The 23,283-nt window shown below is 39.8% G+C and carries 32 protein-coding genes; 18 read left to right on the top strand and 14 right to left on the bottom strand.

The genetic code is table 11. From position 1 onward, the window contains the following. Positions 1-306: 306 nt before the first annotated feature. Together V7K67_RS11570 and V7K67_RS11575 are read left to right on the top strand one after the other, a co-directional pair. The gene (locus tag V7K67_RS11570) at positions 307-684 is read left to right on the top strand and encodes a hypothetical protein (protein WP_335166606.1); all 378 of its coding nucleotides are present in this window, start codon (positions 307-309) and stop codon (positions 682-684) included. A 100-nt stretch (positions 685-784) separates the two neighbouring features. After that, the gene (locus tag V7K67_RS11575; protein WP_335166608.1) at positions 785-1,606 is read left to right on the top strand and encodes a hypothetical protein; all 822 of its coding nucleotides are present in this window, start codon (positions 785-787) and stop codon (positions 1,604-1,606) included. A 223-nt stretch (positions 1,607-1,829) separates the two neighbouring features. On the opposite strand, the gene V7K67_RS11580 is transcribed toward V7K67_RS11575, so the two are convergent. Both V7K67_RS11580 and V7K67_RS11585 read right to left on the bottom strand, forming a co-directional pair. Next, on the bottom strand, positions 1,830-2,273 hold the full coding sequence (locus V7K67_RS11580) for a type II toxin-antitoxin system VapC family toxin (RefSeq protein WP_335166609.1): 444 nt from the start codon (positions 2,271-2,273) through the stop codon (positions 1,830-1,832). Further along, the gene (locus V7K67_RS11585; protein ID WP_334730484.1) at positions 2,261-2,482 is read right to left on the bottom strand and encodes a hypothetical protein; all 222 of its coding nucleotides are present in this window, start codon (positions 2,480-2,482) and stop codon (positions 2,261-2,263) included. Before V7K67_RS11585 ends, V7K67_RS11580 begins: the two co-directional genes overlap by 13 nt. Positions 2,483-2,869: 387 nt before the next feature. Here V7K67_RS11585 and V7K67_RS11590 point away from each other — a divergent pair, with 387 nt between their 5' ends. From V7K67_RS11590 to V7K67_RS11600, 3 genes are all read left to right on the top strand, one after another. Then, entirely contained in the window at positions 2,870-3,100 is a 231-nt protein-coding gene (locus V7K67_RS11590) for a type II toxin-antitoxin system HicA family toxin (protein ID WP_335166610.1), read from the top strand. A gap of 29 nt (positions 3,101-3,129) precedes the next feature. Then, complete coding sequence (locus V7K67_RS11595; RefSeq protein WP_335166759.1) at positions 3,130-3,465, top strand: type II toxin-antitoxin system HicB family antitoxin; 336 nt, start codon at positions 3,130-3,132, stop codon at positions 3,463-3,465. A gap of 83 nt (positions 3,466-3,548) precedes the next feature. Beyond that, positions 3,549-4,124 (top strand): Uma2 family endonuclease, encoded by a 576-nt coding sequence (locus V7K67_RS11600; protein ID WP_334730486.1) that lies wholly within the window; start codon positions 3,549-3,551, stop codon positions 4,122-4,124. Positions 4,125-4,156: 32 nt separating this feature from the next. Here the strand turns inward: V7K67_RS11600 and V7K67_RS11605 are convergent, their stop codons facing one another. After that, positions 4,157-4,315, bottom strand: a complete 159-nt coding sequence (locus tag V7K67_RS11605; protein WP_334730487.1) for a hypothetical protein — start codon at positions 4,313-4,315, stop codon at positions 4,157-4,159. Positions 4,316-4,330: 15 nt separating this feature from the next. Between V7K67_RS11605 and V7K67_RS11610 the strand changes: the two genes are divergently transcribed. Beyond that, entirely contained in the window at positions 4,331-4,552 is a 222-nt protein-coding gene (locus tag V7K67_RS11610) for an addiction module protein (protein ID WP_334730488.1), read from the top strand. Next, complete coding sequence (locus tag V7K67_RS11615) at positions 4,552-4,848, top strand: type II toxin-antitoxin system RelE/ParE family toxin (RefSeq protein ID WP_334730489.1); 297 nt, start codon at positions 4,552-4,554, stop codon at positions 4,846-4,848. Before V7K67_RS11610 ends, V7K67_RS11615 begins: the two co-directional genes overlap by 1 nt. Before the next feature lie 176 nt (positions 4,849-5,024). On the opposite strand, the gene V7K67_RS11620 is transcribed toward V7K67_RS11615, so the two are convergent. The 4 genes from V7K67_RS11620 to V7K67_RS11635 form a co-directional block, all read right to left on the bottom strand. Further along, on the bottom strand, positions 5,025-5,453 hold the full coding sequence (locus tag V7K67_RS11620; protein WP_335166613.1) for a hypothetical protein: 429 nt from the start codon (positions 5,451-5,453) through the stop codon (positions 5,025-5,027). Continuing rightward, complete coding sequence (locus V7K67_RS11625; RefSeq protein ID WP_162400202.1) at positions 5,446-5,661, bottom strand: hypothetical protein; 216 nt, start codon at positions 5,659-5,661, stop codon at positions 5,446-5,448. Before V7K67_RS11625 ends, V7K67_RS11620 begins: the two co-directional genes overlap by 8 nt. Positions 5,662-6,057: 396 nt before the next feature. Continuing rightward, positions 6,058-6,477 (bottom strand): type II toxin-antitoxin system VapC family toxin, encoded by a 420-nt coding sequence (locus V7K67_RS11630; protein ID WP_335166615.1) that lies wholly within the window; start codon positions 6,475-6,477, stop codon positions 6,058-6,060. Continuing rightward, positions 6,468-6,731 (bottom strand): CopG family transcriptional regulator, encoded by a 264-nt coding sequence (locus tag V7K67_RS11635; RefSeq protein WP_335166617.1) that lies wholly within the window; start codon positions 6,729-6,731, stop codon positions 6,468-6,470. The genes V7K67_RS11630 and V7K67_RS11635 overlap by 10 nt, the downstream gene beginning before the upstream one ends. A gap of 317 nt (positions 6,732-7,048) precedes the next feature. Here V7K67_RS11635 and V7K67_RS11640 point away from each other — a divergent pair, with 317 nt between their 5' ends. From V7K67_RS11640 to rbsK, 3 genes are all read left to right on the top strand, one after another. Beyond that, the gene (locus tag V7K67_RS11640; RefSeq protein ID WP_335166619.1) at positions 7,049-7,465 is read left to right on the top strand and encodes a XisH family protein; all 417 of its coding nucleotides are present in this window, start codon (positions 7,049-7,051) and stop codon (positions 7,463-7,465) included. Further along, a complete protein-coding gene (locus V7K67_RS11645; RefSeq protein WP_334719922.1) occupies positions 7,453-7,794 on the top strand; it encodes a XisI protein in 342 nt (113 codons plus the stop codon). Before V7K67_RS11640 ends, V7K67_RS11645 begins: the two co-directional genes overlap by 13 nt. A gap of 409 nt (positions 7,795-8,203) precedes the next feature. Beyond that, a complete protein-coding gene (rbsK, locus tag V7K67_RS11650) occupies positions 8,204-9,139 on the top strand; it encodes a ribokinase (RefSeq protein ID WP_335166621.1) in 936 nt (311 codons plus the stop codon). Positions 9,140-9,357: 218 nt separating this feature from the next. Here rbsK and V7K67_RS11655 read toward each other — a convergent pair whose 3' ends face one another. Further along, on the bottom strand, positions 9,358-9,789 hold the full coding sequence (locus tag V7K67_RS11655; protein WP_334730493.1) for a nucleoside deaminase: 432 nt from the start codon (positions 9,787-9,789) through the stop codon (positions 9,358-9,360). Positions 9,790-9,804: 15 nt separating this feature from the next. On the opposite strand from V7K67_RS11655, the gene V7K67_RS11660 reads away from it, so the two are divergent. Further along, positions 9,805-10,728, top strand: a complete 924-nt coding sequence (locus V7K67_RS11660; RefSeq protein WP_334730494.1) for a nucleoside hydrolase — start codon at positions 9,805-9,807, stop codon at positions 10,726-10,728. 29 nt (positions 10,729-10,757) lie between these two features. Here the strand turns inward: V7K67_RS11660 and V7K67_RS11665 are convergent, their stop codons facing one another. Both V7K67_RS11665 and V7K67_RS11670 read right to left on the bottom strand, forming a co-directional pair. Then, positions 10,758-11,018: a hypothetical protein gene (locus V7K67_RS11665; protein ID WP_334706876.1), complete on the bottom strand. Its 261-nt coding sequence runs from the start codon at positions 11,016-11,018 to the stop codon at positions 10,758-10,760. A gap of 15 nt (positions 11,019-11,033) precedes the next feature. Next, positions 11,034-11,255 (bottom strand): hypothetical protein, encoded by a 222-nt coding sequence (locus V7K67_RS11670; protein ID WP_334730495.1) that lies wholly within the window; start codon positions 11,253-11,255, stop codon positions 11,034-11,036. Positions 11,256-11,528: 273 nt separating this feature from the next. Between V7K67_RS11670 and V7K67_RS34355 the strand changes: the two genes are divergently transcribed. Next, on the top strand, positions 11,529-11,699 hold the full coding sequence (locus V7K67_RS34355) for a hypothetical protein (RefSeq protein WP_334706874.1): 171 nt from the start codon (positions 11,529-11,531) through the stop codon (positions 11,697-11,699). Between the two features lie 40 nt (positions 11,700-11,739). Here V7K67_RS34355 and V7K67_RS11675 read toward each other — a convergent pair whose 3' ends face one another. Continuing rightward, a complete protein-coding gene (locus tag V7K67_RS11675; RefSeq protein ID WP_335166624.1) occupies positions 11,740-12,303 on the bottom strand; it encodes an NUDIX hydrolase in 564 nt (187 codons plus the stop codon). A 125-nt stretch (positions 12,304-12,428) separates the two neighbouring features. Between V7K67_RS11675 and V7K67_RS11680 the strand changes: the two genes are divergently transcribed. From V7K67_RS11680 to V7K67_RS11690, 3 genes are all read left to right on the top strand, one after another. Continuing rightward, on the top strand, positions 12,429-13,481 hold the full coding sequence (locus V7K67_RS11680) for a dipeptide epimerase (protein ID WP_334730497.1): 1,053 nt from the start codon (positions 12,429-12,431) through the stop codon (positions 13,479-13,481). Beyond that, complete coding sequence (locus tag V7K67_RS11685) at positions 13,465-14,511, top strand: DUF1611 domain-containing protein (RefSeq protein WP_334730498.1); 1,047 nt, start codon at positions 13,465-13,467, stop codon at positions 14,509-14,511. Before V7K67_RS11680 ends, V7K67_RS11685 begins: the two co-directional genes overlap by 17 nt. A gap of 248 nt (positions 14,512-14,759) precedes the next feature. Then, entirely contained in the window at positions 14,760-16,253 is a 1,494-nt protein-coding gene (locus V7K67_RS11690; protein ID WP_334730500.1) for a catalase, read from the top strand. A gap of 433 nt (positions 16,254-16,686) precedes the next feature. Here the strand turns inward: V7K67_RS11690 and V7K67_RS11695 are convergent, their stop codons facing one another. Continuing rightward, the gene (locus V7K67_RS11695; RefSeq protein ID WP_334730501.1) at positions 16,687-17,007 is read right to left on the bottom strand and encodes a TMEM14 family protein; all 321 of its coding nucleotides are present in this window, start codon (positions 17,005-17,007) and stop codon (positions 16,687-16,689) included. Between the two features lie 87 nt (positions 17,008-17,094). Between V7K67_RS11695 and V7K67_RS11700 the strand changes: the two genes are divergently transcribed. The 3 genes from V7K67_RS11700 (at position 17,095) to V7K67_RS11710 (ending at position 21,372) form a co-directional block, all read left to right on the top strand. Further along, complete coding sequence (locus V7K67_RS11700; RefSeq protein ID WP_334730502.1) at positions 17,095-18,444, top strand: ATP-binding protein; 1,350 nt, start codon at positions 17,095-17,097, stop codon at positions 18,442-18,444. Positions 18,445-18,606: 162 nt separating this feature from the next. Continuing rightward, a complete protein-coding gene (locus V7K67_RS11705; RefSeq protein ID WP_335166761.1) occupies positions 18,607-19,878 on the top strand; it encodes a tellurite resistance TerB C-terminal domain-containing protein in 1,272 nt (423 codons plus the stop codon). A 165-nt stretch (positions 19,879-20,043) separates the two neighbouring features. Further along, the gene (locus tag V7K67_RS11710; RefSeq protein ID WP_335166627.1) at positions 20,044-21,372 is read left to right on the top strand and encodes an ATP-binding protein; all 1,329 of its coding nucleotides are present in this window, start codon (positions 20,044-20,046) and stop codon (positions 21,370-21,372) included. 182 nt (positions 21,373-21,554) lie between these two features. On the opposite strand, the gene V7K67_RS11715 is transcribed toward V7K67_RS11710, so the two are convergent. Both V7K67_RS11715 and V7K67_RS11720 read right to left on the bottom strand, forming a co-directional pair. After that, positions 21,555-21,752 carry an MbtH family protein gene (locus V7K67_RS11715; RefSeq protein ID WP_334709050.1) on the bottom strand — a complete coding sequence of 66 codons (198 nt, stop codon included), beginning with the start codon at positions 21,750-21,752 and terminating at the stop codon, positions 21,555-21,557. 504 nt (positions 21,753-22,256) lie between these two features. Further along, positions 22,257-23,282, bottom strand: coding sequence for a methyltransferase (locus V7K67_RS11720; protein WP_335166629.1), 1,026 nt, complete (start codon positions 23,280-23,282; stop codon positions 22,257-22,259). Position 23,283: the final 1 nt, after the last annotated feature.

The following is a 23,283-nucleotide window of genomic DNA, read 5'->3' on the forward strand; positions in this document are numbered from 1 at the left end:
AAAAAGTTGAACTTTGCTTAGTAAAGCCACAACTTTATTGGAAGTGAATGTACGCGCCTATTGTGAGACTAGCGAGTAGAATTTAGACCGCATCTGCGAGCTGTACCAAGAGGTTGAAGAGCGGATTGAAGAAATAGAATAGTGCGAATTAGGCAGGTATAACGCCTCCATTTTGTCTTTTATAGATATTTACTGCCAAATATTGGAATTTTAAATACCAGAGTATAGAATAGTACTTCTAGGGCAGGCATCTTGTTTACTCTAGCTTTCTATAGGTATTTACTACCAAATATTGGAGTTTTCAATATGAGTAACGTTTTAAAAGAAGAGTTATCAAAGCAGGAATCAAGTCAAATACGTTCTAATATTGAGCGTATTATTTCAAGTTACAGACATATTTGGGATATTTATACAGAGCTATTACAAAATAGTGCAGATGCAATTATTGAGCAGTTTGGTGAGGAAAATATTAGTGAAGGCAAGATTGCACTGGAAATAAGTCCTGATGAAAGGATTATTACAATAATAGATAATGGTATTGGTATAGAAGAATCTACTATATCCAAGATACTGGTTACAGGTAAATCTCTAAAAAGAGAGAGAAATACTGGAAAATTCGGGTTTATATGTAGAAATTGGTACAAGAAATCCACTACAAGCCCGTATATTTATTTCTGCAACTAGCAAATCTCACATTAATCAGTATAATGATCGATTTAGAAATGAGGATGGTATTTCTTATGATTTTGCGTTAGAACATGGGCTGTGGTTAGCAATATGTGGAATGCCAATTGGTGTTTGCTTAGACCCATTTGAGCATAGCAACTATTTGCCATACACAGTAATTGTTGACATAAAAGATATGTCAATACGTAAAGAGTTAGATGCTGGTCGTAAAGGAATTAGTGCTTATCGAATGAAACAAATAGCTGAGACAGTTTTGGAAATATTAAAAGAACGAAACTTTATAAAATATCGACGCTATATTGTAGGTGGTGGTGACAGTAGAATTAATAATCCACTATACGATCCTAAAAAAGAACTTGCTCATATATTTAAAGATAAAAAATGGTTTGATTCAATTTTAACACAAAAATATTTCCCCCCTGTAGAAGAGCAAGAAGTAATTAGTCTTTTTGTTGAATTAGTAGCGCAAAAATTTTTAAAAGGGTATTTTCTTAAAATTCTTTCTGGCTATCAAGTTTATGATGGACTATATGAATACCAATTAGAGCAAAGCCAAGAAGTAGAGTATTCGGAAAACAATAAGCTAGGAATATATAAAAATATATTTAGTGCTAATGGAGGAAGTTTAAAAAAAGACATATTAATAGAATTTAAAAAGGAATTGAATGGCATATATAAAGACATAAGTTCAAATAAAAAAGATATAAGTCATGTTGACATTTTAGTAGTTTGGGATGTTGATTTTGAAGATAAAGAAACCCTGCAAAAAGAAAAAGGTGATATTCTCACAGAAAAAGATATTACAACTAATGTCTTTTATGGTGTCACACACCAATTATTCGGAGGTTCACGACAACAACCATTACCTATTATCGAACTTAAGAAAATTTTAGAAATACTTTTTAAGTATCAAGAATAAAAGAAGTACGGTGATCGCTATTTTGGTTGCTTTACTTAGTATAAGCGCCCTAGATAAACTATCGCACATTCTTCCATAACAGGCGATGTCTAACGACAAGCTGCTACGCGTCTAAGCTTAGTTTTTGAGGTTTTCTGTAAGGCGATCGCTTTATTTTTGGGGTTTTCTGCAACGGCGATCGCTCACTCTTCTACAACAAGCGATCGCAACATACAAAAAAGACTCAAACTATAAGTGTATCCAACACTAACACTGATAACGCTGGTAAAGACGGCAACCGCGCATCATTTGTCAAGAAAAATGATGCACCTCCACGAATAGCAGTAGCCATTTGAATAGCATCTGGGGTTCTTAAGTTATAATTTGCCCTTAATTGTGCTGCATTTTCAGCAATGTCAGGCAAAACTTCTATAGTAGTCAAACCTTGGGAATTAAATAAAATTTTACGATATTGTTGAGCGAATGCTGTGTTTCCTTGTCGCAAGGGATAGACTAACACTTCCGTGATAGTCAAAACTGATGTTACAACGCTAAAATCACCACGAAACATTGCTTCAAAAAAAGCATCTGTAACATCCAAATAATTAGGATTTTCTTCAATAAAGTAAATGAGTGGAGCAGTATCCAAACCTACAATTTGCCCCTGTAGCTGGACTAGCCATTCCATGAATCACGTTCCTGATTAATGTATTCTTGAGCATCAATGCCATTCCAGATTTCTTTACCTAATCCACGTAATTCGAGAATGCTATGCTTTTGCTTAGGTGTCATAGTCACCTGTTGACGAATTAAGCTTGATAAGTCTTCAATTAAGCGTATTTGCTCTTCAGGAGTTAGGCTTTGAGCTTGCAATAGTACTTCTTGATAATTAGACATAAAATATACACTGCCATTTCTCTGGACTTTAAGTCAAATATACACAGACAGACACACAGACTGCGTTTCTTTATTTTATAAATAAATGTAGACAGGCTTGATATATGCTTGTTTATCAGAATAACCATTGCGATCGCACTCACTCTTCCACAATAAGCGATGTCTAACAAACAGCAAGCCGTTACAGGTCTAGGCTTTATTTTTGAGGTTTTCTGTAACGCGATACCTACGGTGAGCTTCGCTAACGCACTTTGGGAAATTTTGGAGATGTAGTGTACCCCAGCTACGCCTACGCTTCTATATTTTCAACGATATCATAATATGATATCATTAAATCTGTGGCTATATTCAACTTAACTGTAAGATGGCTGTAATTGTATTGATTAAATGGATCTCAATAACAAACAACGTCAGATTTTAGAGTTAATTTTTACAAATCCTGTACCATCTAATATTCTTTGGAAAGATATTGAAAGTTTATTTATAGCTCTCGGTGCTGATATTACTCAAGGTAGAGGTTCGCGGGTTCGTGTGAAATTAAATGATGTGAAAGCTGTTTTTCACGAACCGCATCCTCAAAATGAGACAGATAAAGGAGCAGTCAAATCTGTTAGATAATTTTTAATTAAGGCAGGAATTGAAATATGATGATTTATAAAGGATACACAGCTAGTATAGAAGTAGATGTAGAAGCGGGAATACTTTTTGGTCAAGTCCTAGATATTAATGACGTAATTACCTTTAAGGCAAAAACTGTAGACGAAGCGCGTCAAGAATTTCAAATTTCTGTTGACGATTATCTTGCTTTCTGTGAAGAACTAGGAGAGGAGCCTGATAAACCATTCTCTGGTAAACTTCCATTCCGCACAACTCCAGAACACCACCGAAAAATATTTATTGCTGCTAAAAAGGCTGGCAAAAGCATAAATGCTTGGATTGATGAAATATTAACTGGTGCTGCGGATAAAGTAATCAATACTTAGAGTCAATCATTCTAAATATGTTTTTCGCTAAAGTGCATTCGCCTTTGGCATTTTTATAGGAATATTCAAGTTGAAATTTTTATATGGATGCGTTAACTATCAACTTTGCTCCTGTTCTTCAAATAACAGATGAGCAATTCTTCCAGTTATGTCAGATAAATGAATTAATCAGATTTGAGCGTAATGCTGATGGCACATTGCTACTAATGCCTTTAGTAGGAGGTTTAACCAGCAACCGCAATGCTAACTTAACTGCTCAACTTGGAGTGTGGAATCGTGATGAGTCACTAGGTATAGCTTTTGGTTCTTCGGTTGGGTTTATTTTACCAAATGGGGCAGTGCGATCGCCTGACGCATCTTGGTTAAGAGGTGACAGATGGGATTCTCTCACACAGGAGCAAAAAGAGGGATTTCCGCCTGTATGTCCTGATTTTGTCGTGGAATTGCGTTCTGATACTGATTGTTTAATAAGGCTACAAAATAAAATGCAAGAGTACCGAGACAACGGTACTAGATTAGGTTGGTTAATTGATTTAGAAAATCGGCAAGTAGAAATTTATCGCTCCGCTAGAGATGTTGAATTACTGCAATCTCCTGCCAGTTTATCAGGAGAAAATGTGCTACCGCAATTTGTGCTTAATCTTAAAGATATCTGGTGAATTGATTAAAACATGAAGTGCGTTAGCGTAGCTCACCGTAGGTATCGCTTAATTTTTGAGGTTTTCTGCAAGGCGACACCGAATAGCCCGTCGTAGACATCGCACTGTTGGGCATCAAAGCAAATGCAGCGTTTGATTTGATAGACAAAATCTTGTCCGCTATATTTAAGGTGTACCAGTTGCTTCCTCACTCCCAGTTAATCAGCATGGATATCACAGCTACTTTGAACGAAATCGCAACTCTTAGTGTTGAAGATAGAATCCGTATTGTGCAGGCAATTTGGGATAGCATCGCAGCAGAGCAAGTTTACCCTGATTTAACCGATGCACAAAAGCAAGAGCTTGATCGTCGAACTGCTGAATATGATTCAAATCCAGATAATGTGCTGACTTGGGAGGAAATCAAAGCATCAATTAAGGGGCAGTAATGAATTATGTCCTGGTGTTTCGCCCAGAGGTTCGAGAAGAACTTAATGATGCACACAGTTGGTACGAGAGCCAGAGACCTGGTCTGGGTGACGAGTTTTTAGACTGTGTAGACGAAACGGTGAATCTAATTTGCCAGATGCCAGAATCCTATGCAGTTACCTACCGTGATGTTCGACGAGCAATAGTAAGACGATTTCCGTATGCTGTGTACTATCGAATTGTTTCGAGTCGAGTAATTGTCACAGCAATTTTTCATGGTCGCAGAGATCCAAAATCTTGGCAGATGCGAACCTAACAGTGCAATTTAGTGGACAGACGAAAGCCGCTACGCGTCTACGCTTTATTTTTGAGGTTTTCTGCAAGGCGACGCCGAATAGCCCGTCGTAGACATCGCTCTTTATAATGTCCCTCACCAACGGCTTACGTACACTAATCTGAAGTGTAAGGTAGCTGGCAAATGCAATAATAAATCTACTCTGACGCTACCGATTTAGGGCTGATCTCAAACTGTAAATGTGAACGGTAGAAACAAACATCAAACTCCATAAAGAAGTTAACTTGCCCCAAAATCAGAGGTACGTTTGTAGCCTGTGTCCATGCAAATACAAGTTGTACAGGTTCAAATTGCCCAACTACTGCCTGAAGAACCACGACACGCGCCTCGTATTGAGCTAAATTACCTGTCAAACTCAATGCAGTTGTCTGCTGCTCCCATACGTAACCAAGCTCAACTCCCACTGGATAAGGAAGCACATTCACGCTTGCTCCAGTATCCAACAGACCGGATGCGATCGCAGAACTTTGTTGGTAGATCAAAGTAACGGGTAGATAGGGGCGGAAACTGGCTTCGCCCAATGCAACATCAATCGGGATAAAGGAATACCGTTGTGCGTTACGCATGGTCTTGAGTTTTAGCAGCTTGTAGCACTTTCAACATAGTATCTGCTGCTTCAACTGCATCATAAGGCGACCACACAGGATAGGACTGATCGGGCTTAATCAGATCGGTTTCCTGTTGGGCTAACTCCGAGATTAAAACCTGCATAATGTAAAACTTATCTGCTCGACTAAGTTCTCGCAAAGTGGAGATTAATTCTGCTGAAACCATGCAAAGCACTCTAGTAAATCATGTCTGCTTCTTGATCATAGTTTATTTGTTGGGTTTCACTGCGTTTACCCCAAGCTACAACTACCCGCATTTATCACTCTTCAGTAGGGGCGGGTTAACAGATATGATCCATCATTCACGAATGTCTCGCTTAACCCGCCCCTACGACCTCTGCACTTCGGTTTGATAAATCTGGTGAGAAATCCGGGAACTAGAATAATTACGTCTGCAACTTACAGGTGCGACAATTCAAGCAGCTAATAATGCGATCGCCTACAATGCCATCATATACGCTTTATTTTTGAGGTTTTCTGTAAGGCGTAGGCGTAGCCCATCGTAGACATCGCTCACTCTTGCATAACAGGCGATCGCTCTTTTGTTAACTATTATTTATCTTTAGGGGAAAATCTCAAAGCTATCGCAGTGCTGAGGTCGATATAATCTAAAATCTCGTTGATCTAAGGTAAATATTTTTTTAATACCATAGCGTTCAGCTATAGCCATAACACTTGCATCTACAAAATCAATCCGACTATCTGCATACTCATCCAAGATTTCCGCCACACGAATTACATCTTGCTCTGTAAAAGCTACTAAACTAAATCGACTCGCAGATAGTCCTTGCAAAAAAGCTACTACTGTCGCTATACCTGCATTACGTCCTACCAAATAAGCTAATTCTGCTAATACTGTTTGGGGTAACAGAATTTGTTTTTGTTGTATATATACTGTTGCAACAACACTATGCATTGTATCCGAACGGTTCAACAATGCTACAACAAAACCCGTATCAGCTACTGCTAAGGTTATTTCCATGTCCAACCAGATTTTTCAGTAATCTCCTGTTGGAGAATATCTTCTGAGTTTGTAGCCAAATCAGATGTTCCTGCAAATAAGCCAATTAATGGGTCAGACGCAGCATTATCAACTGTTTCTAGCAATTGGGTTTCGAGATATAGCCTAACAGCTTCACTGATTATTGATTCAGGAGATTGCCCTCGTTGAGTAGCCAGATTTATGACTTTTTCAAGTAAAGTCTGTTCCAGTTTCCAGTTAAATGTAGAGTCCACCAGATAACTTCTCTCTCTTTAGTAACAAAAGATATTTTAACAAATATGGGTTTGATACTCACTATTATACTTTTTTGTTTTTAAGTTAAATATACACAGACAGCGATACCTACGGTAAGCTACGCTAACGCACTCACTCTTCCACAACAGCGATCGCTTTGTTTTTGAGGTTTTCTGCAACGCGACGCCGAATAGCCCGTCGAAGACATCGCTTTTTGGGAGTGTAATTTTAAGGGGATGAGATATTGAAGTTCTTGGCCAGTGAGTATAATCAGAATAACTAAACTTAATATCTAGCCAATATTACCACGAAGGAAATGCCAGCAAAGGACATTTACCATGATGCTGTTCAAAATGCCTTAATTAAAGATGGTTGGAAAATTATAGCTGACCCTTATTTTTTGCAGTATGAAGATGCAGAAGTTTATGCTGATTTATTTGTAGAAAAAGCCTTATTAGCAGAACAAGAAGGACGGAAAATAGTTGTAGAAATTAAGAGTTTTATCAGTCCTTCTCCCATGAGAGATTTTGAAAATGCTCTAGGTCAATATATTTTATACCGCGATATTTTACAACTAGCCAGTAAAAACTATAAAATTTATCTAGCAATCAGAGATACAGTATTTGATACTTTCTTTCAAATAAAATCTATTCAAGCAGTGGTTAAACTTCAGAAAATTGAATTTATTGTTTTTAACAATGAAAGGGAGGAAATTACTTTATGGATAAATTAACACAATATCGAGAGTTAATTAAACAGGTGCTAACTGAATATGATAATTTATCTCGTCAATCACCTGATAAAATTGCTGAAAATTGTTTAGTATTTGATGAAAATCACGATCATTATCTCTGGTTAACTGTAGATTGGCAAGGTAGCAAAAGACTTAAATATACTCATGTTCATATTCGGATTAAGAATGAAAAAATTTTCATAGAAGAAGACTGGACAGAAGAGGGAATAGCGACTGAATTAATGAAGTTAGGTGTAAATAGCAGCGATATTGTGTTAGCTTTTCAGCCTCCAGACGTGAGAAAATTTACAGAATTTGCAACAGCTTAGTAAATTATTATTCTACCCAGGCGATCGCTCACTCTTAGACAACACGCAATGTCCAACGACAAGCCGCTACGCGTCTACGCTTTGTTTTTGAGGTTTTCTGCAAAGCGACGCCGAATAGCCCGTCGTAGACATCGCCTGTTGAGCAGCAAAACATATACAGCGTTCAATTTGATGGACAAAATCTTGTCCGCTATATTAATGATGTGAAAGCTGTTTGTCACGAACCGCATCCTCAAAATGAGACAGATAAAGGAGCAGTCAAATCTGTTAGAGAATTTTTAATTAAGGCATTTGAGGTTTACTGATGACAGCTAAAAATTTCCAAATATGAGGTTGTTTGCAGAGCGATCAGCGATCGCATCCTGTAATATCAATCAAAATAAATTTAAGCTCAATAAAAATCAGCACCATGAGTATAATCGTCTTCGGCAGCATCAATATAGACTTGGTAGCAACAACACCCCGGTTGCCAGTTGCAGGAGAAACGTTGCTAGGAGAAGACTTTTTTAAAGTTTCGGGAGGTAAAGGAGCCAATCAAGCTGTAGCCTTAGCAAAATTGGGCATTCCTACGTATATAGTTGGGCGTGTAGGCGCAGACGATTTTGGTACGGAACTTGTTAACAATTTGCAAGCATCTGGTGTGCAGACTGATAATATTTTTGTGGATGAAACTGTTAGTTCTGGAGTCGCCATCATCACCGTAAGTCATACTGGTGAAAATCAAATCGTCGTCATTCCTGGTGCAAATGGGCGCGTCAACCAAGAAGATGTAGAGCGATTATCCCACTTATTACCAGCAGCTACAGCACTACTTTTACAACTAGAAATTCCTATTACTGCTGTGGTTGCTGCTGCTCAAGTGGCACGACATGCAAACATAAAAGTAATTTTTGACCCTGCACCCGCACAATCTAATTTACCAGATGAACTGTATCCATTAGTAGACATTATTACACCGAATGAAGTTGAAGCAGCGCAGTTGGTTGGTTTTCCTGTGGATGGAGAGGAACAAGCAGCCAAAGCAGCTGCGGTTTTGTTGGAACGGGGTGTGAAATGTGCGATCGTCAAATTGGGTTCTAAGGGTGTTTTTTGTGCCACTGCTGAGGAAAAATTTTTTGTACCCGCGTTTTCAGTTCATGCAGTTGACACAGTAGCCGCAGGCGATGCTTTCAATGGCGGTTTAGCGGCAGCACTTTTTGAAGGACTTTCTTTACATCAGGCAGTTATTTGGGGTGCAGCCGCCGGTGCTTTGACGGCGACAAAACCAGGCGCACAAACTTCGCTACCGGATAGGTTTACATTTGATGCATTTCCTAAGGAAAGGGGAATGGGGAGTGGGGAGTAGGGGAGTAGGGGAGATGAGGGAGATGAGGGAGATGAACTATTGATCCATACACAATCCCCAATGCCCAATGCCCAATGCCCAATGCCCAATGCCCAATGCCCAATGCCCAATCCCCAATCCCTATTTACCAATCCCCAATCCCCAATCCCCAATCCCCAATCCCCAATCCCCAATCCCTATTTACCAATCCCCAATCCCCAATCCCCAATCCCCAATCCCTATTTACCAATATCTTCATTCCAAAGTTCAGGGTTAGTTTCAATAAACTCACTCATAATTTGTTCGCATTCGTCAAGATTAAGATCAATTACTTCCACACCATGAGATACCATAAATTCTTTAGCACCAGGAAAAGTTTTGGATTCTCCAGCGATGACTTTTTTAATGCCAAATTGTACCACTGCCCCAGCGCACAGGTAACACGGCATTAAAGTTGAATAAAGTGTTGTCCCTCTATAGCTGCCAACTCTTCCAGCATTGCGGAGACAATCGATTTCGGCGTGGGTAACAGGATCGGCGTCTTGCACACGTTTATTGTGTCCTTTGCCGAGAATTTTGCCGTCTTTGACGAGAACCGAACCAATAGGAATTCCACCTTCTTCTCTGCCTTGTTTTGCTTCTTGAATAGCAGCTTCCATAAACTCATCCATATTAATTCTCCTTTTATGTCAAAACAACTTGTATTAATGGATCACGATGGCGGTGTAGATGATTATCTAGCAACTATGCTGCTGTTGACGATGGATCATATAGAACTTCTTGGTGTTGTCGTCACTCCAGCAGATTGCTACGTTCAACCGGCTGTTAGCGCTACACGTAAAATTCTCGATTTGATGGGATTTTCTCATATCCCGGTTGCAGAAAGCACAGTGCGCGGTATCAATCCATTTCCTACTCTCTATCGCCGTGATTCCTTTATCGTCGATCATCTCCCGATTCTCAATCAAAGGGAAACCATTACTACGCCTCTGGTTGCCCAAACAGGTCAAGATTTCATGATACAGGTGTTACGTGACGCATCAGACCCCGTAACGTTGATGGTAACTGGGCCGTTAACGACGGTTGCAGTAGCTTTAGACAAAGCACCAGACATTGAAGCCAAGATTCACAAAATTGTGTGGATGGGGGGTGCGTTAAATGTTGGTGGTAATGTAGAAAAAAGTCTGGAAGCAGGACAAGATGGTTCTGCCGAATGGAATGTTTATTGGGATGCAGTTTCAGCAGTGCGGGTATGGCAAACCCAAATTGAAATTATTATGTGTCCTTTGGATTTAACTAACAATGTCCCAGTCACATCGGAGTTAGTATACAAAATGGGACGACAACGCCACTATCCCATTTCTGATTTAGCTGGACAATGTTATGCACTAGTTATCCCCCAAGATTATTATTTTTGGGATGTCTTAGCAACAGCTTATCTAGGACATCCAGAATTTTATCAACTGCGCGAATGGGAAACAGAAATTATCACAACTGGTCTTAGTCAGGGACGTACTAAAGTAGTTCCTAATGGTCGGAAAATTTATGCAATGGATCAGGTAGATAAAGAGGCTTTTTATGCTTACATCTTGCAGCAATGGGCAAGATAAAAAACTAAAAAATTAAGTGAAGTGGATACTCAAACTTTTGCCTGCACAACAAAATCTTCAACTTGTCTGATTTGATCCCAATCAATGGCAGCAACCCACAACTTCTCATCTTCGGAGAACTGCACCACTCCATCAACTTCCAAATCCTCGCTATATAGCGTGAGTAATCGCCCATCTTGTAGTTCAATACTTTGATTTGCCAAGTCTTCGATTGTACCAATACAGTTCAAACGCAAACGTCCTTCAACATCAGCATTATGAAAATCTACAAAAACTCTAGGGGTAATCATTCTAGGTGATCCAAGCTATAACTGCTGCTTTGCTGGATTAAGAACAGTAGGTGTAAGAAGTTGACTAACTTGCTGTGGGTTTAAACCCCTCAATGTTGCATGATTAGCACTTCTACCGGATGTTCTGATTACATCACCACCTGCTTGGCGAACCTCGCCAACTGTTGTTACACCAATCTGCCCATGAGGAATACTTGATGCCAACTCCGCTATTGATAATCCTACTGCACATTCCACAGAAATTCCTGTTATGCCACTGGGATGAGTGCCTATTATGAAATGTATCCAAAGTATGAGCAATTAATGAACAGGGTGTAGGGGATAGGGTGTAGGGTGTAGGGAACCCCATAATTAAAATCAGGGGTTTCAAAAGGGACGCTGTATTTCTTGCACATACGTGTCTCAAAATACATCTTTTTCTTTTTCCATATTTAAAAATAGGGGCTTGTACCCGTTGGGTGTGGGATAACCTTCTTTTCCTACACCCTACACCCCACACCCTTTTCGGTCATGAACTATCTTTTAGTTCATGAAGAAATAACTAATCGTATTGCTCGACAAGTGGCTGGGATCGAATCAGGTACAGTAATGAAAAATATTCTTTATAGGTTGCGGAAGAAAGGATTTATAGAAATTGTGCCAGGAAGATCGCGTATCGATGCCAAATGGCGCAAAGTTTAAACCTGCCTCAAGCATTATTCTTAACTAAATCTAAAAAGCTCTATTGATTATTAATGTAAGTAATAAACTTTAAACCTAAGAAGAGAGCAGCTACAGTTCCGGCAACAGAAATTTCTCCCTGAATAATTTTATCTAAAACTGATTCTATAGGAATAAATACAACTTCAATTTCTTCTGTAATATCTAGTTGTTGCTCTCCAACTTTACTCACATTTTCTGCTAAAAATAAATGTATTTGATTGGTATCTTTACTCGGCTTATCGTATAGAGTTCCGATTTTTCTAAATTTTTGGGGAATATAACCAGTTTCTTCTGTAAATTCTCTAATGGCTGCTACTTCTGCACTCTCTTTTGTGGGATCGAAATTCCCTGCTGGCAGTTCTAAGAAAAATTCACCTACGGCGTGTCTGTATTGCCGGACAAAAATAATTTCTCCACTACTAGTGATAGGTAAAACCATCGCAACGTCAGGCTTAATACTGACAAAATAATCATCGATAATTTTACCATTGGGCAATTCTATTTCATCTTGTCTTACCTTACACCAGTAATGATCTAAGACCATTTTTGATTTTAAAGTCTTCCATTTTTTTAAGTTGTTCATAAATTAAGTAATATATTTTTTATAAAAAATTCGCTATGAATGTAAAAAACTATAACAGATGCATCCGATAATCTAAACTTTCAACTTACACTAGCTTTTGCTATATCATAATATGTATAAGAAGTATGCAAATAAATGTAAACTTATTTACAGTCAACAAGAGATTTCCCTTGACTATTAGTCGAGGCACAACGGCACAGACTACGAATATATGGGTGAGAATTTTACACGATCGCATCGAAGGCTGGGGAGAAGCATCACCATTTGGTGTGGGTAATCATCGGCAATCAACTGATGCAATCAAAGACGCGCTACAGCAAGTTGTACCACTGTTACAAACATTCAGCCCCTTACAGCGGCAGGAAGTTGAGCAAGTTTTAACACAAAACCAAATTCCTTCTGCGGCCAGGGCTGCTTTGGATATGGCAATGCATGACTGGTTGGGTAAGCGCGTAGGATTACCCTTGTGGCAAGTTTGGGGACTCGATCGCAATCAAATAGTCCCGACTTCAGTCACAATTGGGATTAATTCACCTGAAGGTGCGATCGCCAGAGCGCGAGACTGGTTACAATTTGCTGATGTTCGCCTTTTTAAAGTTAAGCTAGGTAGCCCAGATGGTATAGATGCAGATAAAAAAATGCTATTAGCAGTGCAAAAAGAAGCACCATTACCAGAGTTTTTTGTTGATGCCAACGGCGGTTGGAGTTTAGAAGATGCGATCGCCATGTGCAATTGGCTGGCTGATTTGGGTATAAAGTATGTAGAACAACCATTACCACGAGGGCAGGAACCAAGTTTAGCAAAACTCAAAGAACACTCTCCCCTACCCATCTTTGTCGATGAAAGTTGTTTTACAAGCGCCGATATTCCCCATTTGGCAAACTACGTGGATGGTATTAATATCAAACTGATGAAATCAGGGGGACTAACGGAGGCAATGCGAATGGTACACACAGCACGAGCCTACGGATTACAAGTAATGTTCGGTTGCTATTCTGACAGTTCGCTAGCTAATACAGCAGCATTACAGCTAGCACCACTAGCTGATTATTTAGATTTAGATAGTCACCTGAATTTAATCGATGATCCCTTTACGGGTGCATTGCTAAAAGAAGGGAGAGTTTTGCCAAACGATTTACCAGGTTTGGGGGTACAACACAGTGCGTCTACCACTTAATCAACGAGTAGCGATCTTACTTCATGAGGGAATTAGCGGGCATCACGGCAAAACAGGGCTAGCAATTTTACGTTACAGTGAAGCCCCAATCGTAGCCGTAATCGATCGTGAGTCTGCTGGCAAATCCCTAACAGAATTAACAGGTATCAAGCGTAATGTACCAATTGTGGCATCAGTAGCCGCAGCCCTAGAGTACCAGCCGGAAGTATTAGTAATTGGCATTGCCCCTGGTGGTGGTGCTGTACCAGATGATTACTGGCTAGAAATCAAAAATGCTTTAGAGGCGGGAATGTCTCTAGTAAATGGTTTACATACACCAATGGCAAGTATCCCAGAGTTAAATGCACTACTCAAACCTGGGCAACTAATTTGGGATATACGAAAAGAGCCGTCTAATATCAGTGTTGCTAGTGGCATAGCACGCACTCTTCCCTGTCGGCGGGTATTGACAGTGGGAACCGATATGGCGATCGGTAAAATGTCAACTAGCCTAGAGTTACATTGGGCATCAAAACTGCGGGGTTGGCGTTCTAAATTTCTCGCCACAGGACAAACTGGTGTGATGTTAGAAGGGGACGGCGTGGCTTTAGATGCCGTGCGGGTAGACTTTGCCGCCGGTGCTGTGGAACAAATAGTTATGCGTTATGGCAAAAACTACGACATTTTGCACATTGAAGGACAAGGTTCACTACTACACCCTGGTTCAACAGCAACTTTACCCCTCATTCGTGGTTCGCAACCAACCCAACTGGTATTAGTACATCGGGCGGGACAAGTTCATGTACGTAATCATCCCCATGTACTAATTCCGCCTTTACCAGAGGTGATTAAGCTTTATGAAACTATTGCTAGTGCTGGTGGTACTTTTGGAAGTGTTCCTGTAGTGGGTATAGCGCTGAATACAGCCCATCTAGATGAGTCTGCGGCCGAGGAAAGCATCGCTCAAATAATAGCAGAAACAGGACTACCTTGCACCGATGTAGTACGCTTTGATGCCAATGTGCTTTTGGATGCAGTAATGAAGAATTAGCTGCTGCAATCAAAATCCTTGAACCCAATCCCCAATCCCCAATCCCCAATCCCCAATCCCCAATCCCCAGTTCTCTACCCAAAAATACAAAATAAATTTGTGGCAATTCATAGTCATATCGAGTATGCTCTATATATGAACTCGTTATGACTATGAGTTAGGCGGCTCGCTGATCGAGCATCTGTCTATCTACTAGCTAAAATGTATTCTGGGCAATTTGAGTAACTTAATGGAGAGCTTTTTTACCCATGACTGAACCCCAAAAATTGACAACTGCTGACGGTATACCTGTTGCCGATAACCAGAACTCACTCACGGCTGGCTCGCGTGGGCCTGTATTAATACAGGATTTCCACCTCATAGAAAAGCTGGCTCATTTCAACAGAGAACGTATTCCTGAAAGAGTTGTCCACGCTAAAGGTGCGGGTGCTTTCGGTATTTTTACTGTCACCAACGACATCAGCCACTACACTAAAGCGAAACTTTTTTCTGAGATTGGCAAGAAAACGGAAGTTCTCCTGCGCTTTTCTACAGTTGGCGGAGAAAAGGGTTCAGCAGATGCCGAGCGCGATCCTAGAGGATTTGCCGTCAAGTTTTATACTGAAGAGGGCAACTGGGATATCACAGGCAACAATACCCCTGTTTTCTTTATTCGTGACCCGTTGAAATTTCCTGATTTCATCCATACCCAAAAGCGCAATCCCCAAACCAATTACAAAGACCACAATGCAATTTGGGATTTTTGGTCACTCAGTCCAGAATCGCTGCACCAGGTAACGATCCTGTTTTCAGATCGGGGAATTCCGAAAGACTATCGCCACATGGATGGTTTTGGTAGTCACACCTTCAGTTTGATTAATGCTCAGGGCGATCGCGTCTGGACGAAATTTCATTTTAAGACTCTCCAAGGGCATCAAACCTTGACGAATGAGGAATCTGCCAAACTCAAAGGAGAAGACCCCGATCATGCGACGCGTGATTTATTTGAAGCGATCGCTCAAGGTAACTATCCCAAATGGCGGCTGTCTATTCAAGTGATGACAGAAGAGCAAGCCGCAAAACATCCAGATAATCCCTTTGACTTAACAAAAGTTTGGAAGCAAGGGGAATATCCCTTAATCGAAGTTGGGATATTAGAGCTAAATCAGAACCCTGAGAATTATTTCGCCGAAGTCGAGCAAGCCGCTTTTAGCCCTAGTGCGGTAGTACCAGGCGTTAGCTTCTCTCCAGATAAAGTTTTACAAGCTCGCCTCTTTTCTTACCCAGATGCTCAACGGTATCGTTTAGGTGGTAACTATCAGCAACTACCTGTGAACCAGCCCAAATGTCCAGTCAGCCATAATCAGCGAGATGGCTTCATGGCGTTAGGAAACAACGGCGGTAGTGGCCCTAACTATGAACCCAATAGTGTTGAGGGCACACCCAAAGAAAATCCAGCTTATGCAGAACCACCTAGTCATTTGGGCGATGTCACAGTCGATCGTTACAGTCATCGTGAAGGAAACGACGATTACACCCAAGCAGGTAATCTGTATCGGTTACTAACTCCTGAACAGCAAGAGCGTCTTGCTAAAAATATTGTCGGCAGTCTCTCTCAAGCAAGGCAAGACATCCAAATGCGCCAACTTTGCCACTTTTTTAGGGCAGATGTTTCCTATGGTAGTCGTGTAGCTGAGGGATTAGGCATTTCAATTGATCCCTCGGTATTTTCTGCTCATGCTCAACCAGTAGGTAACTGGTAGCCAGTTTCGTCTGGTGCGTTAGCCTACGGCATAACACACCGAAAACTTAGATGGTGGGTTACATCTAGCTCCCTGACTTCTTGAAGAAGTCAGGGATCTGATAAATAAAAACAGACTCGTCAATAGAGCTAAAAGTCTGCTTAATTCCTTTTTCTAATAGATACTCTGTGGCTTTGCCATCAAATAATTTTTCAAACATATTATAAATTAGCATAACCGCAACTGGCAGGTTGAAATAGAGGCGCACAAATATTTGTGCGCCTCTAACCGTATCCCTTATTTAAACAAAAACCGCCATAACTCATTGAGAATCCTGGAAGTTATCAGGCAAGAGTAACAAGTCGTAGTAATATAAATGTACTAGTATAATTCAAGGCAAAAAAGTCATGCCATGTCAAAAAAACAGGGGGTGGTTATTGCTTGCAGACTGATGCTACCTTAAAGCCACAATTTGATTCACCATCACCGCCAATGCCAACATACCCAAAATGATCATTAATCCCGCAGGCATAAACTTGCGTGTTTTTACCAGTCGAAATATAAAGAAGACTACTAAAACAGCAGTAACTAATACTGCTAAAATTGAACCCCAGGTTTGCCCTTGGAGTTGAAAGTAAGCGGACAGTATTAGTAATAAACCGCTAATGCTACCACTTAGGAGTGAAACTCTACTTGTAGCTTGAATGTAGCCAATAATTCCACCAACAATCGCTAATATGCCATAGGCAAAAGCAGCAACTATACCTAAATTCATTGTTAAAACCTATATAGACTTTGACTTTACTGCCAGGGTCAGCAGACAATTTACCATAGCTATTTAGCTATACCACACAGTTGATTGATGGATAATCAAGCGATGACAATGGCAAGTACTTCCTCATATACAAAGGTGCAACATCTCCAGCGCCAAGCAGCCTCACTTTTACTGTACCAATCTGTTCTGCAAGGCGAAGTGGGGATGGCATTTCTGGAACTGCTGCAAGCCATACGTTACACTAACGCCGATGCACAGGGTTGTCTCCAAGCCTACGGCAGTTACTTTCACGCTTTGGCTGCTATAAATCAAAACTGGGAAGACTATTTAATTACTCAACTTCTTTTTTCTGAGAATCCTTTTACAAGGTTAGCCCAACAGCAAGAATTTGAAGATTTGCCCCCAGCTTTAGTAGCAGCAGTCCAGCATGATTTACAAGTATTGCAAAGTCTCTATGAATGTAGCAGCGCTTCTTTGAGCGAGTGGGTACAAGGCGTTGCTCACATGCCAATTTCACCAGTAGTGTGGTATAAAGGGCAAGAATTGGTAGGAGTAGAGACAAAGTTCGCGACATATCTACAAGAGTTAGATAATTGGGGTGATGCTGTACAAGAGTTAGCAGCTTATTATCGGCAATGTGGCTCTGGTTTATTTGCAGAATATCGCGCTTTACGCTGGCAAGCAGGCCAGTTTATCGGTATTCGGTATTCTGACCCAATTAAGCTGAGTGCCCTTGTAGGTTACGAGTCTCAAAGAGATGCTTTGCTCAAAAATACAGAGTTTTTATTATCAGGAGAGATGGCACTGCACGTATTACTTTACGGTAGTCGCGGTTCTGGCAAATCTTCTTTGGTGAAATCTTTGTTGAATGAATACAGCAATCGCAGTCTCCGCTTGTTGGAAGTAGCAAAATCTGATTTAAAAGACTTACCAAAAATTGTGGAACATTTACGGGGTGTGTCACAAAAATTTATTATCTTTGTCGATGACCTTTCATTTGAAGAAGATGATGATGCTTTTAAAGCTCTCAAAGTAGTTTTAGAAGGTAATTTAACCGCGCGGCCTCAAAATATAGTCGTGTACGCTACTTCCAATCGCCGCCACCTAATTCGGGAGTTTTTTGTGGATAGACCTGCACCTAAGGATAATGAAGAAATCCATGCTTGGGATACGATGCAGGAGAAGCTTTCGTTTAGCGATCGCTTTGGTTTAACCTTGACCTTTGAACCAGCCAATCAAAAAACTTATTTAAAAATAGTACAACATCTAGCCGCCCAAGCTGAAATTAATATTACCCAAGAAGATTTGGAATTTCAAGCATTACAATGGGCAACTCGCCATAATGGTCGTTCTGGACGTACAGCACGACAGTTTATTGATTTTCTCAAAGCAGATTTAACACTTTTTCATGCAAATAACAATATATCCAACACCTAACATTAAAATTGAGGCATTGATGATTGCACTTTCTTGTTATTTACAGAACAATATTATGCACCAGTAACTCAAACTAGAGATTTAAGAACGACTATGAGAGGGGTAATGACCTTAAGAACTACTTATTCTGATAATAATTTAACTACGCTAAAAACCAGCAATATGCAATCAGTAATGATCAGCAATCGATTTATACTAGTGATAGTTGCCTTTAGTGTGAGTTTTGGCCTGAGCCTTGTCCCAAGCTGGGATTTTAATAAAGCCTTTCTCACAGGTGTAATTACTGCCGCTACTATCTATACAACAGCACTATTTGTAGATAAGCGGCGCAGAAATTATGAAATGTTTATTTTAGGTTCTCTCCGCAAGCGAATTAAAGATATGGAGGGATTAAAGGCTCGGATTGTTAGAGAAATAAATCAAATCGAAGAACATCATAATTTATTATACGCTGAATCACAACAACTACAAAATCAAGTCACAGAAAGCCGGAATCAAAGAGATAGTTTACATCGAGAATTAAGAACATTTACAGGACAAAAAAAGCAGTTAGAAACTGAAATCAATAATCTGCAAATTGAAATTAATAACTTGCAGAAGAATCAAACAGAATTGAACAATGCTTTTTCTGTACTCACAGCAGAGAAGCGCCGTCTAGAGTCAAACTGTAATATATCTCGTGCTGAAATCACCCAGTTACAAAGTCAAATTTCCGAACTCCAGCAGGAGAAACAAGGAGTTGAAAGTAATTTAACTCTTTTAGGCAGACTCAAACCTCAATTGGAAGAAAAACTATATGAATTACGAATTGCAATTCAAGAACTAGAAATTGAGACAACCCAAAAAAATCAATTGCTGATAGAGACAAAAGCTGAAAGAGAAAATATTCAAGCTATATTGAATTCTTCACAAACCCAACTAGCAGAACAAAAAGCCGAATTACAGCAGTTGCAAGGGCAAGTTTCATTATTGCAAGAAGAACGAGATTCATTGCAAAATCAAGTATGGGAATTATTACAACAAGTAGAAACATTAAATCCAGAGCATTTGTCTAATGATTTCCCAGAAGATGATATTGAATTGTTTCCTTTTTCTGAAATAATTGAAACTTCAGAAGTTGAGACATCGGAGAATATACCCGAAGAATGGACTAATTTTATAGAAAATTTACCAGGAGATGAGTTACAAGTATTAAAAGCTCTAGTTGAACAAGATAATCCTAATGGTGCTATTAAAAAAATTGCCGAAGCAAACATCACTAGGCCGAATCTATTAATCGATTCTATAAATGAACGAGCAAATGATACTATTGGTGAATTAATAATTAGTTCGGATTCAGAAACTCCAAAAGTTTATCCTGAGCATATAGCCCATGTCAAAAAAATGATTGCAATGTATGAAGACCTCATGGCTAGACATACTTCGTCCAATTAAACTATTATTGCCGTCGTCAAATTTAGTAGTAATGTCAATATGTCACTTAACCTACGCGAGCATCTCTCCTTTGCAAATATACGTGGCAAATAGAATTCGCTAGGGCTAGGTAGGGGCATTTTTACTGCGTGTTTTTGTGTTTAGAATAAAGTTGAACTGTAATACATGGCAAAGCTCAAAATCTCGAAAAAAATCTCCACTGCTTTAATCAATTCCCTTGGCGCGGGGGTAGTACCCAGACTGGGAGTTGAATATATAGCAGTAGGCCGAGAAAAAGAACTAAAAAGCCTATTACAAAATCTCGATGATATTGCAGAAGGTGTAGCAGCATTTCGCTTCATAATTGGTAACTACGGTTCTGGGAAAAGTTTTTTACTGCAACTAATTCGCAACCGCGCTATGGAGCAAGGTTTTGTAGTAGCTGATGCTGATTTATCCCCGGAACGCCGATTAGCTGGAAGTAACAATGAAGGTGTAGCCACCTATCGAGAATTAATGAGCCACCTAGCTACAAAAACTCGTCCTGATGGTGGTGCTTTAGTCTCTATTTTAGAAGGATGGATTAATAAAATTCAACAAGAAGTGGTTAAAGAAACTGAAATGCGTCCGAATGACGATGGTTTTGATGACCAAGTTGAATCAAAAATTAGGGAAGTAATTCAGTATATTGAAGACTTAGTTCATGGTTTTGATTTTGGTAGCGTGATTATCGCTTATTGGCGTGGCTACCGATTGGATGATGATGATTTAAAAAATGCGGCGATGCGCTGGTTGCGGGGAGAATTTACTACTAAAGTTGAGGCGAAAGCAGCTTTAGGAGTGCGCGTCATTATTGATGATGATAGTTGGTATGACTATATCAAACTGTTTGCAAAATTTGTCGCTGAAATTGGCTATAAAGGACTGTTAATTTTAGTTGATGAAGCCGTACATTTATATCAAATATCTACTACAGTCACGCGGGAAAAGAATTATAATCGACTCCTCGCAATGTTTAACGATACTATGCAGTGCAAAGCAGAACATCTTGGCATTGTGGTTGGTGGAACAACTAAATTTTTAGAAGACCCTAAACGAGGACTTTTTGCAGACCAAGCTTGGCAAAGACGTACAAAAGAAAGCCGTTTTGTTGCACAAGCTAATGTTCAAGAACATTTAGGGCCAGTGATTCGGCTAAATCCGTTGAGTGAAGGAGAAATATTGACGCTTCTGCAACGTTTAGCTGAGATTCACGCACTCAATTTTGGGTATGAACAGACTTTGACAAATCGTGAGTTGAAGGAGTTTGTGCAAGAAATTATTAATCGCTTGGGTGCAGAAGCATTACTGACACCAGGGGAAATTGTGCGAGATTTTATGAGTGTGCTGAATATTCTTCACCAAAATCCAGGAATTGCGTTTGGTGAATTAATTCATGGCTCCAAATTTAAACCTATTGCTATGGGTAAGGATGCAGGTGTGGATGAGGATGGCGCAGCAGAATTTAGTTTGTAATTTACTCTCTAGTAATTGGTAAGCCTAGCTATTAAGAAGTAAAAAGTAAAAAGTAAAAAGATAATCCCCATAAATAAATTTAGTTGCTTGTTACCATTATTCTTTTTCTTTATGAGTGCCTTTTTACTTTTTCCTTTTGCCTTGTTCAGTCAAGTTATGGAGGTGTGACAGGAAAAAAATATTTAATTTCTAAGACTCAGAGGCCTCATATCAGTCCAAATTTCCTTAATGTAGCCAAGACACTCTTGCTTGAGACCACTTTTGCCTACATCTTTCCAACCAAGAGGGTTATTTCTGCCAGCAGGCCAAATAGAGTATTGTTCTTCGTGATTGACTACGACTTTATAAATCGTAGTATCTTCTTTTTCATCTTGATACATTTGTTTCTCCAATCAATTAATAATGAGTTGACAGACAATTAATTAGCTAAAAAGTAGCAATGGTGCTGTAAGAAAATAGCCTATCGAGCAAACTCAGTACTGAGTGCTGATTCAAGTAAAAACTACACATTATTAATGCAATCAGTACAAGCCCTACCCGTACTTCGTGTCGTTCTGGGAAAACTTGGGCGGAATCTTCTTAGTAGAAGAAGTTGATAGCTTGCATATTATAGGTTGTCTTTTAATTCAGAACTCAGCCCTTTTCATTGAAAGCGACGGGAAACTCCATCCCGCAAGTGGCGTGGAGTTTTTCATCAGGAAAGGCAGAGGGCAGGAGGGAGGAGGCAATGCTGGCTCCAGATATGAAGCCCGTGACCAAAGGGAACAAGGGTTTAATACCCTGCCGTCTACACGGCGCTGACTTTTTCGTTGGGGTCTGAATCCCCATTCAATTGTTCCTTCTGCCTTCTGCCCTCTGCCTCCTGCCTCCTGCCTTCTTCAATATTAATTAATATCTATTTTAACCCCTTCAATAATACTAACATCCAATTGTGTTAGATAAATTTTCGTAAGTTTGAAACCTGCTGATTTAAATAATTCTTCAAACTCGGCTTCCGTTCGATCGCGTCCACCAGGGCACATCACCAACATATTTACGTCCATAAACTTACCTGCAAAAAAGTCATTGCCAGAAGGAATTATGAAGTCTATTACCAATAATCGTGCTTGTTCTTTCATGGCTTGATGACAGCGCCTAAGAATATCTTTTGCGCGTTGATCATCCCAGTTATGAAGAACATTCTTGAGCAAGTAGGCATCTCCTCCTGCTGGGACAGACTCAAAGAAATCTCCCCCTACTAATTGACAGCGATTATTCACAACTGTTGTTTCGAGCAAATTCTTAGCTCTATCAATCACATCTGGATGGTCAAATAACACTCCTTTTATAGTGGGATAAGCTTGGAGTATATCAGTGAGTAAGCTACCTTTACCACCACCAATATCAACTAGTTTGTCAATCGAAGAAAAATCATAAGCCTCTATTAATAAGGCATATTCGTCTTTTGACGAAGACATAGCCTGATCGAATATTTCTCCTTGGTCAAGATTTTGCTCGTTGTACTTAAACAAATCCATACCGTACAAATCTTCAAAGGCACTTTTCCCGGTTTGTACGCTATACATCAAATTTCCCCAGGATTTATAGTAGTGCCCTTCACCTCGCAAAATAGCTGTAGCACGAATTGAGTCAGGAGCGTTGCTTTGCAAACAATCTGCCAACGGTGTTAGCTCAAAGCATCGAGTTTGTGTCTCAGCAAAAATTCCGATACTGGCGAGCGCCCGTAAAACTCGATATAGAGAATCACTATGTGTATTTGTTGCAGCAGCTAAAGTATCGCAATGTTGAGAACCATCCTTGAGCAAATCAGCAATACCAAATTTAGCAGCGACATAGATACACTGTGAAACCCAGTAAGCATGTACCCATTCCATTGGGCTGATTTGAAAGTCTGTATTATTTGGATTCATC

The sequence above is a fragment of the Nostoc sp. genome (genome assembly GCF_036917155.1).
Taxonomy (GTDB): Bacteria; Cyanobacteriota; Cyanobacteriia; order Cyanobacteriales; family Nostocaceae; genus Nostoc.

Excerpts from the sequence above, each read along its gene's own strand:
- V7K67_RS11570 (WP_335166606.1), top strand. The coding sequence starts at position 307 with ATGAGTAACGTTTTAAAAGAAGAGTTATCAAAGCAGGAATCAAGTCAA.
- V7K67_RS11575 (WP_335166608.1), top strand. The coding sequence starts at position 785 with ATGCCAATTGGTGTTTGCTTAGACCCATTTGAGCATAGCAACTATTTG.
- V7K67_RS11580 (WP_335166609.1), bottom strand. The coding sequence starts at position 2,273 with ATGGAATGGCTAGTCCAGCTACAGGGGCAAATTGTAGGTTTGGATACT.
- V7K67_RS11585 (WP_334730484.1), bottom strand. The coding sequence starts at position 2,482 with ATGTCTAATTATCAAGAAGTACTATTGCAAGCTCAAAGCCTAACTCCT.
- V7K67_RS11590 (WP_335166610.1), top strand. The coding sequence starts at position 2,870 with ATGGATCTCAATAACAAACAACGTCAGATTTTAGAGTTAATTTTTACA.
- V7K67_RS11595 (WP_335166759.1), top strand. The coding sequence starts at position 3,130 with ATGATTTATAAAGGATACACAGCTAGTATAGAAGTAGATGTAGAAGCG.
- V7K67_RS11600 (WP_334730486.1), top strand. The coding sequence starts at position 3,549 with ATGGATGCGTTAACTATCAACTTTGCTCCTGTTCTTCAAATAACAGAT.
- V7K67_RS11610 (WP_334730488.1), top strand. The coding sequence starts at position 4,331 with ATGGATATCACAGCTACTTTGAACGAAATCGCAACTCTTAGTGTTGAA.
- V7K67_RS11615 (WP_334730489.1), top strand. The coding sequence starts at position 4,552 with ATGAATTATGTCCTGGTGTTTCGCCCAGAGGTTCGAGAAGAACTTAAT.
- V7K67_RS11620 (WP_335166613.1), bottom strand. The coding sequence starts at position 5,453 with ATGCGTAACGCACAACGGTATTCCTTTATCCCGATTGATGTTGCATTG.
- V7K67_RS11625 (WP_162400202.1), bottom strand. The coding sequence starts at position 5,661 with ATGGTTTCAGCAGAATTAATCTCCACTTTGCGAGAACTTAGTCGAGCA.
- V7K67_RS11630 (WP_335166615.1), bottom strand. The coding sequence starts at position 6,477 with ATGGAAATAACCTTAGCAGTAGCTGATACGGGTTTTGTTGTAGCATTG.
- V7K67_RS11640 (WP_335166619.1), top strand. The coding sequence starts at position 7,049 with ATGCCAGCAAAGGACATTTACCATGATGCTGTTCAAAATGCCTTAATT.
- V7K67_RS11645 (WP_334719922.1), top strand. The coding sequence starts at position 7,453 with ATGGATAAATTAACACAATATCGAGAGTTAATTAAACAGGTGCTAACT.
- rbsK (WP_335166621.1), top strand. The coding sequence starts at position 8,204 with ATGAGTATAATCGTCTTCGGCAGCATCAATATAGACTTGGTAGCAACA.
- V7K67_RS11655 (WP_334730493.1), bottom strand. The coding sequence starts at position 9,789 with ATGGATGAGTTTATGGAAGCTGCTATTCAAGAAGCAAAACAAGGCAGA.
- V7K67_RS11660 (WP_334730494.1), top strand. The coding sequence starts at position 9,805 with ATGTCAAAACAACTTGTATTAATGGATCACGATGGCGGTGTAGATGAT.
- V7K67_RS11665 (WP_334706876.1), bottom strand. The coding sequence starts at position 11,018 with ATGATTACCCCTAGAGTTTTTGTAGATTTTCATAATGCTGATGTTGAA.
- V7K67_RS34355 (WP_334706874.1), top strand. The coding sequence starts at position 11,529 with ATGAACTATCTTTTAGTTCATGAAGAAATAACTAATCGTATTGCTCGA.
- V7K67_RS11675 (WP_335166624.1), bottom strand. The coding sequence starts at position 12,303 with ATGAACAACTTAAAAAAATGGAAGACTTTAAAATCAAAAATGGTCTTA.
- V7K67_RS11680 (WP_334730497.1), top strand. The coding sequence starts at position 12,429 with ATGCAAATAAATGTAAACTTATTTACAGTCAACAAGAGATTTCCCTTG.
- V7K67_RS11690 (WP_334730500.1), top strand. The coding sequence starts at position 14,760 with ATGACTGAACCCCAAAAATTGACAACTGCTGACGGTATACCTGTTGCC.
- V7K67_RS11695 (WP_334730501.1), bottom strand. The coding sequence starts at position 17,007 with ATGAATTTAGGTATAGTTGCTGCTTTTGCCTATGGCATATTAGCGATT.
- V7K67_RS11700 (WP_334730502.1), top strand. The coding sequence starts at position 17,095 with ATGGATAATCAAGCGATGACAATGGCAAGTACTTCCTCATATACAAAG.
- V7K67_RS11705 (WP_335166761.1), top strand. The coding sequence starts at position 18,607 with ATGCAATCAGTAATGATCAGCAATCGATTTATACTAGTGATAGTTGCC.
- V7K67_RS11710 (WP_335166627.1), top strand. The coding sequence starts at position 20,044 with ATGGCAAAGCTCAAAATCTCGAAAAAAATCTCCACTGCTTTAATCAAT.
- V7K67_RS11715 (WP_334709050.1), bottom strand. The coding sequence starts at position 21,752 with ATGTATCAAGATGAAAAAGAAGATACTACGATTTATAAAGTCGTAGTC.
- V7K67_RS11720 (WP_335166629.1), bottom strand. The coding sequence starts at position 23,282 with ATGAATCCAAATAATACAGACTTTCAAATCAGCCCAATGGAATGGGTA.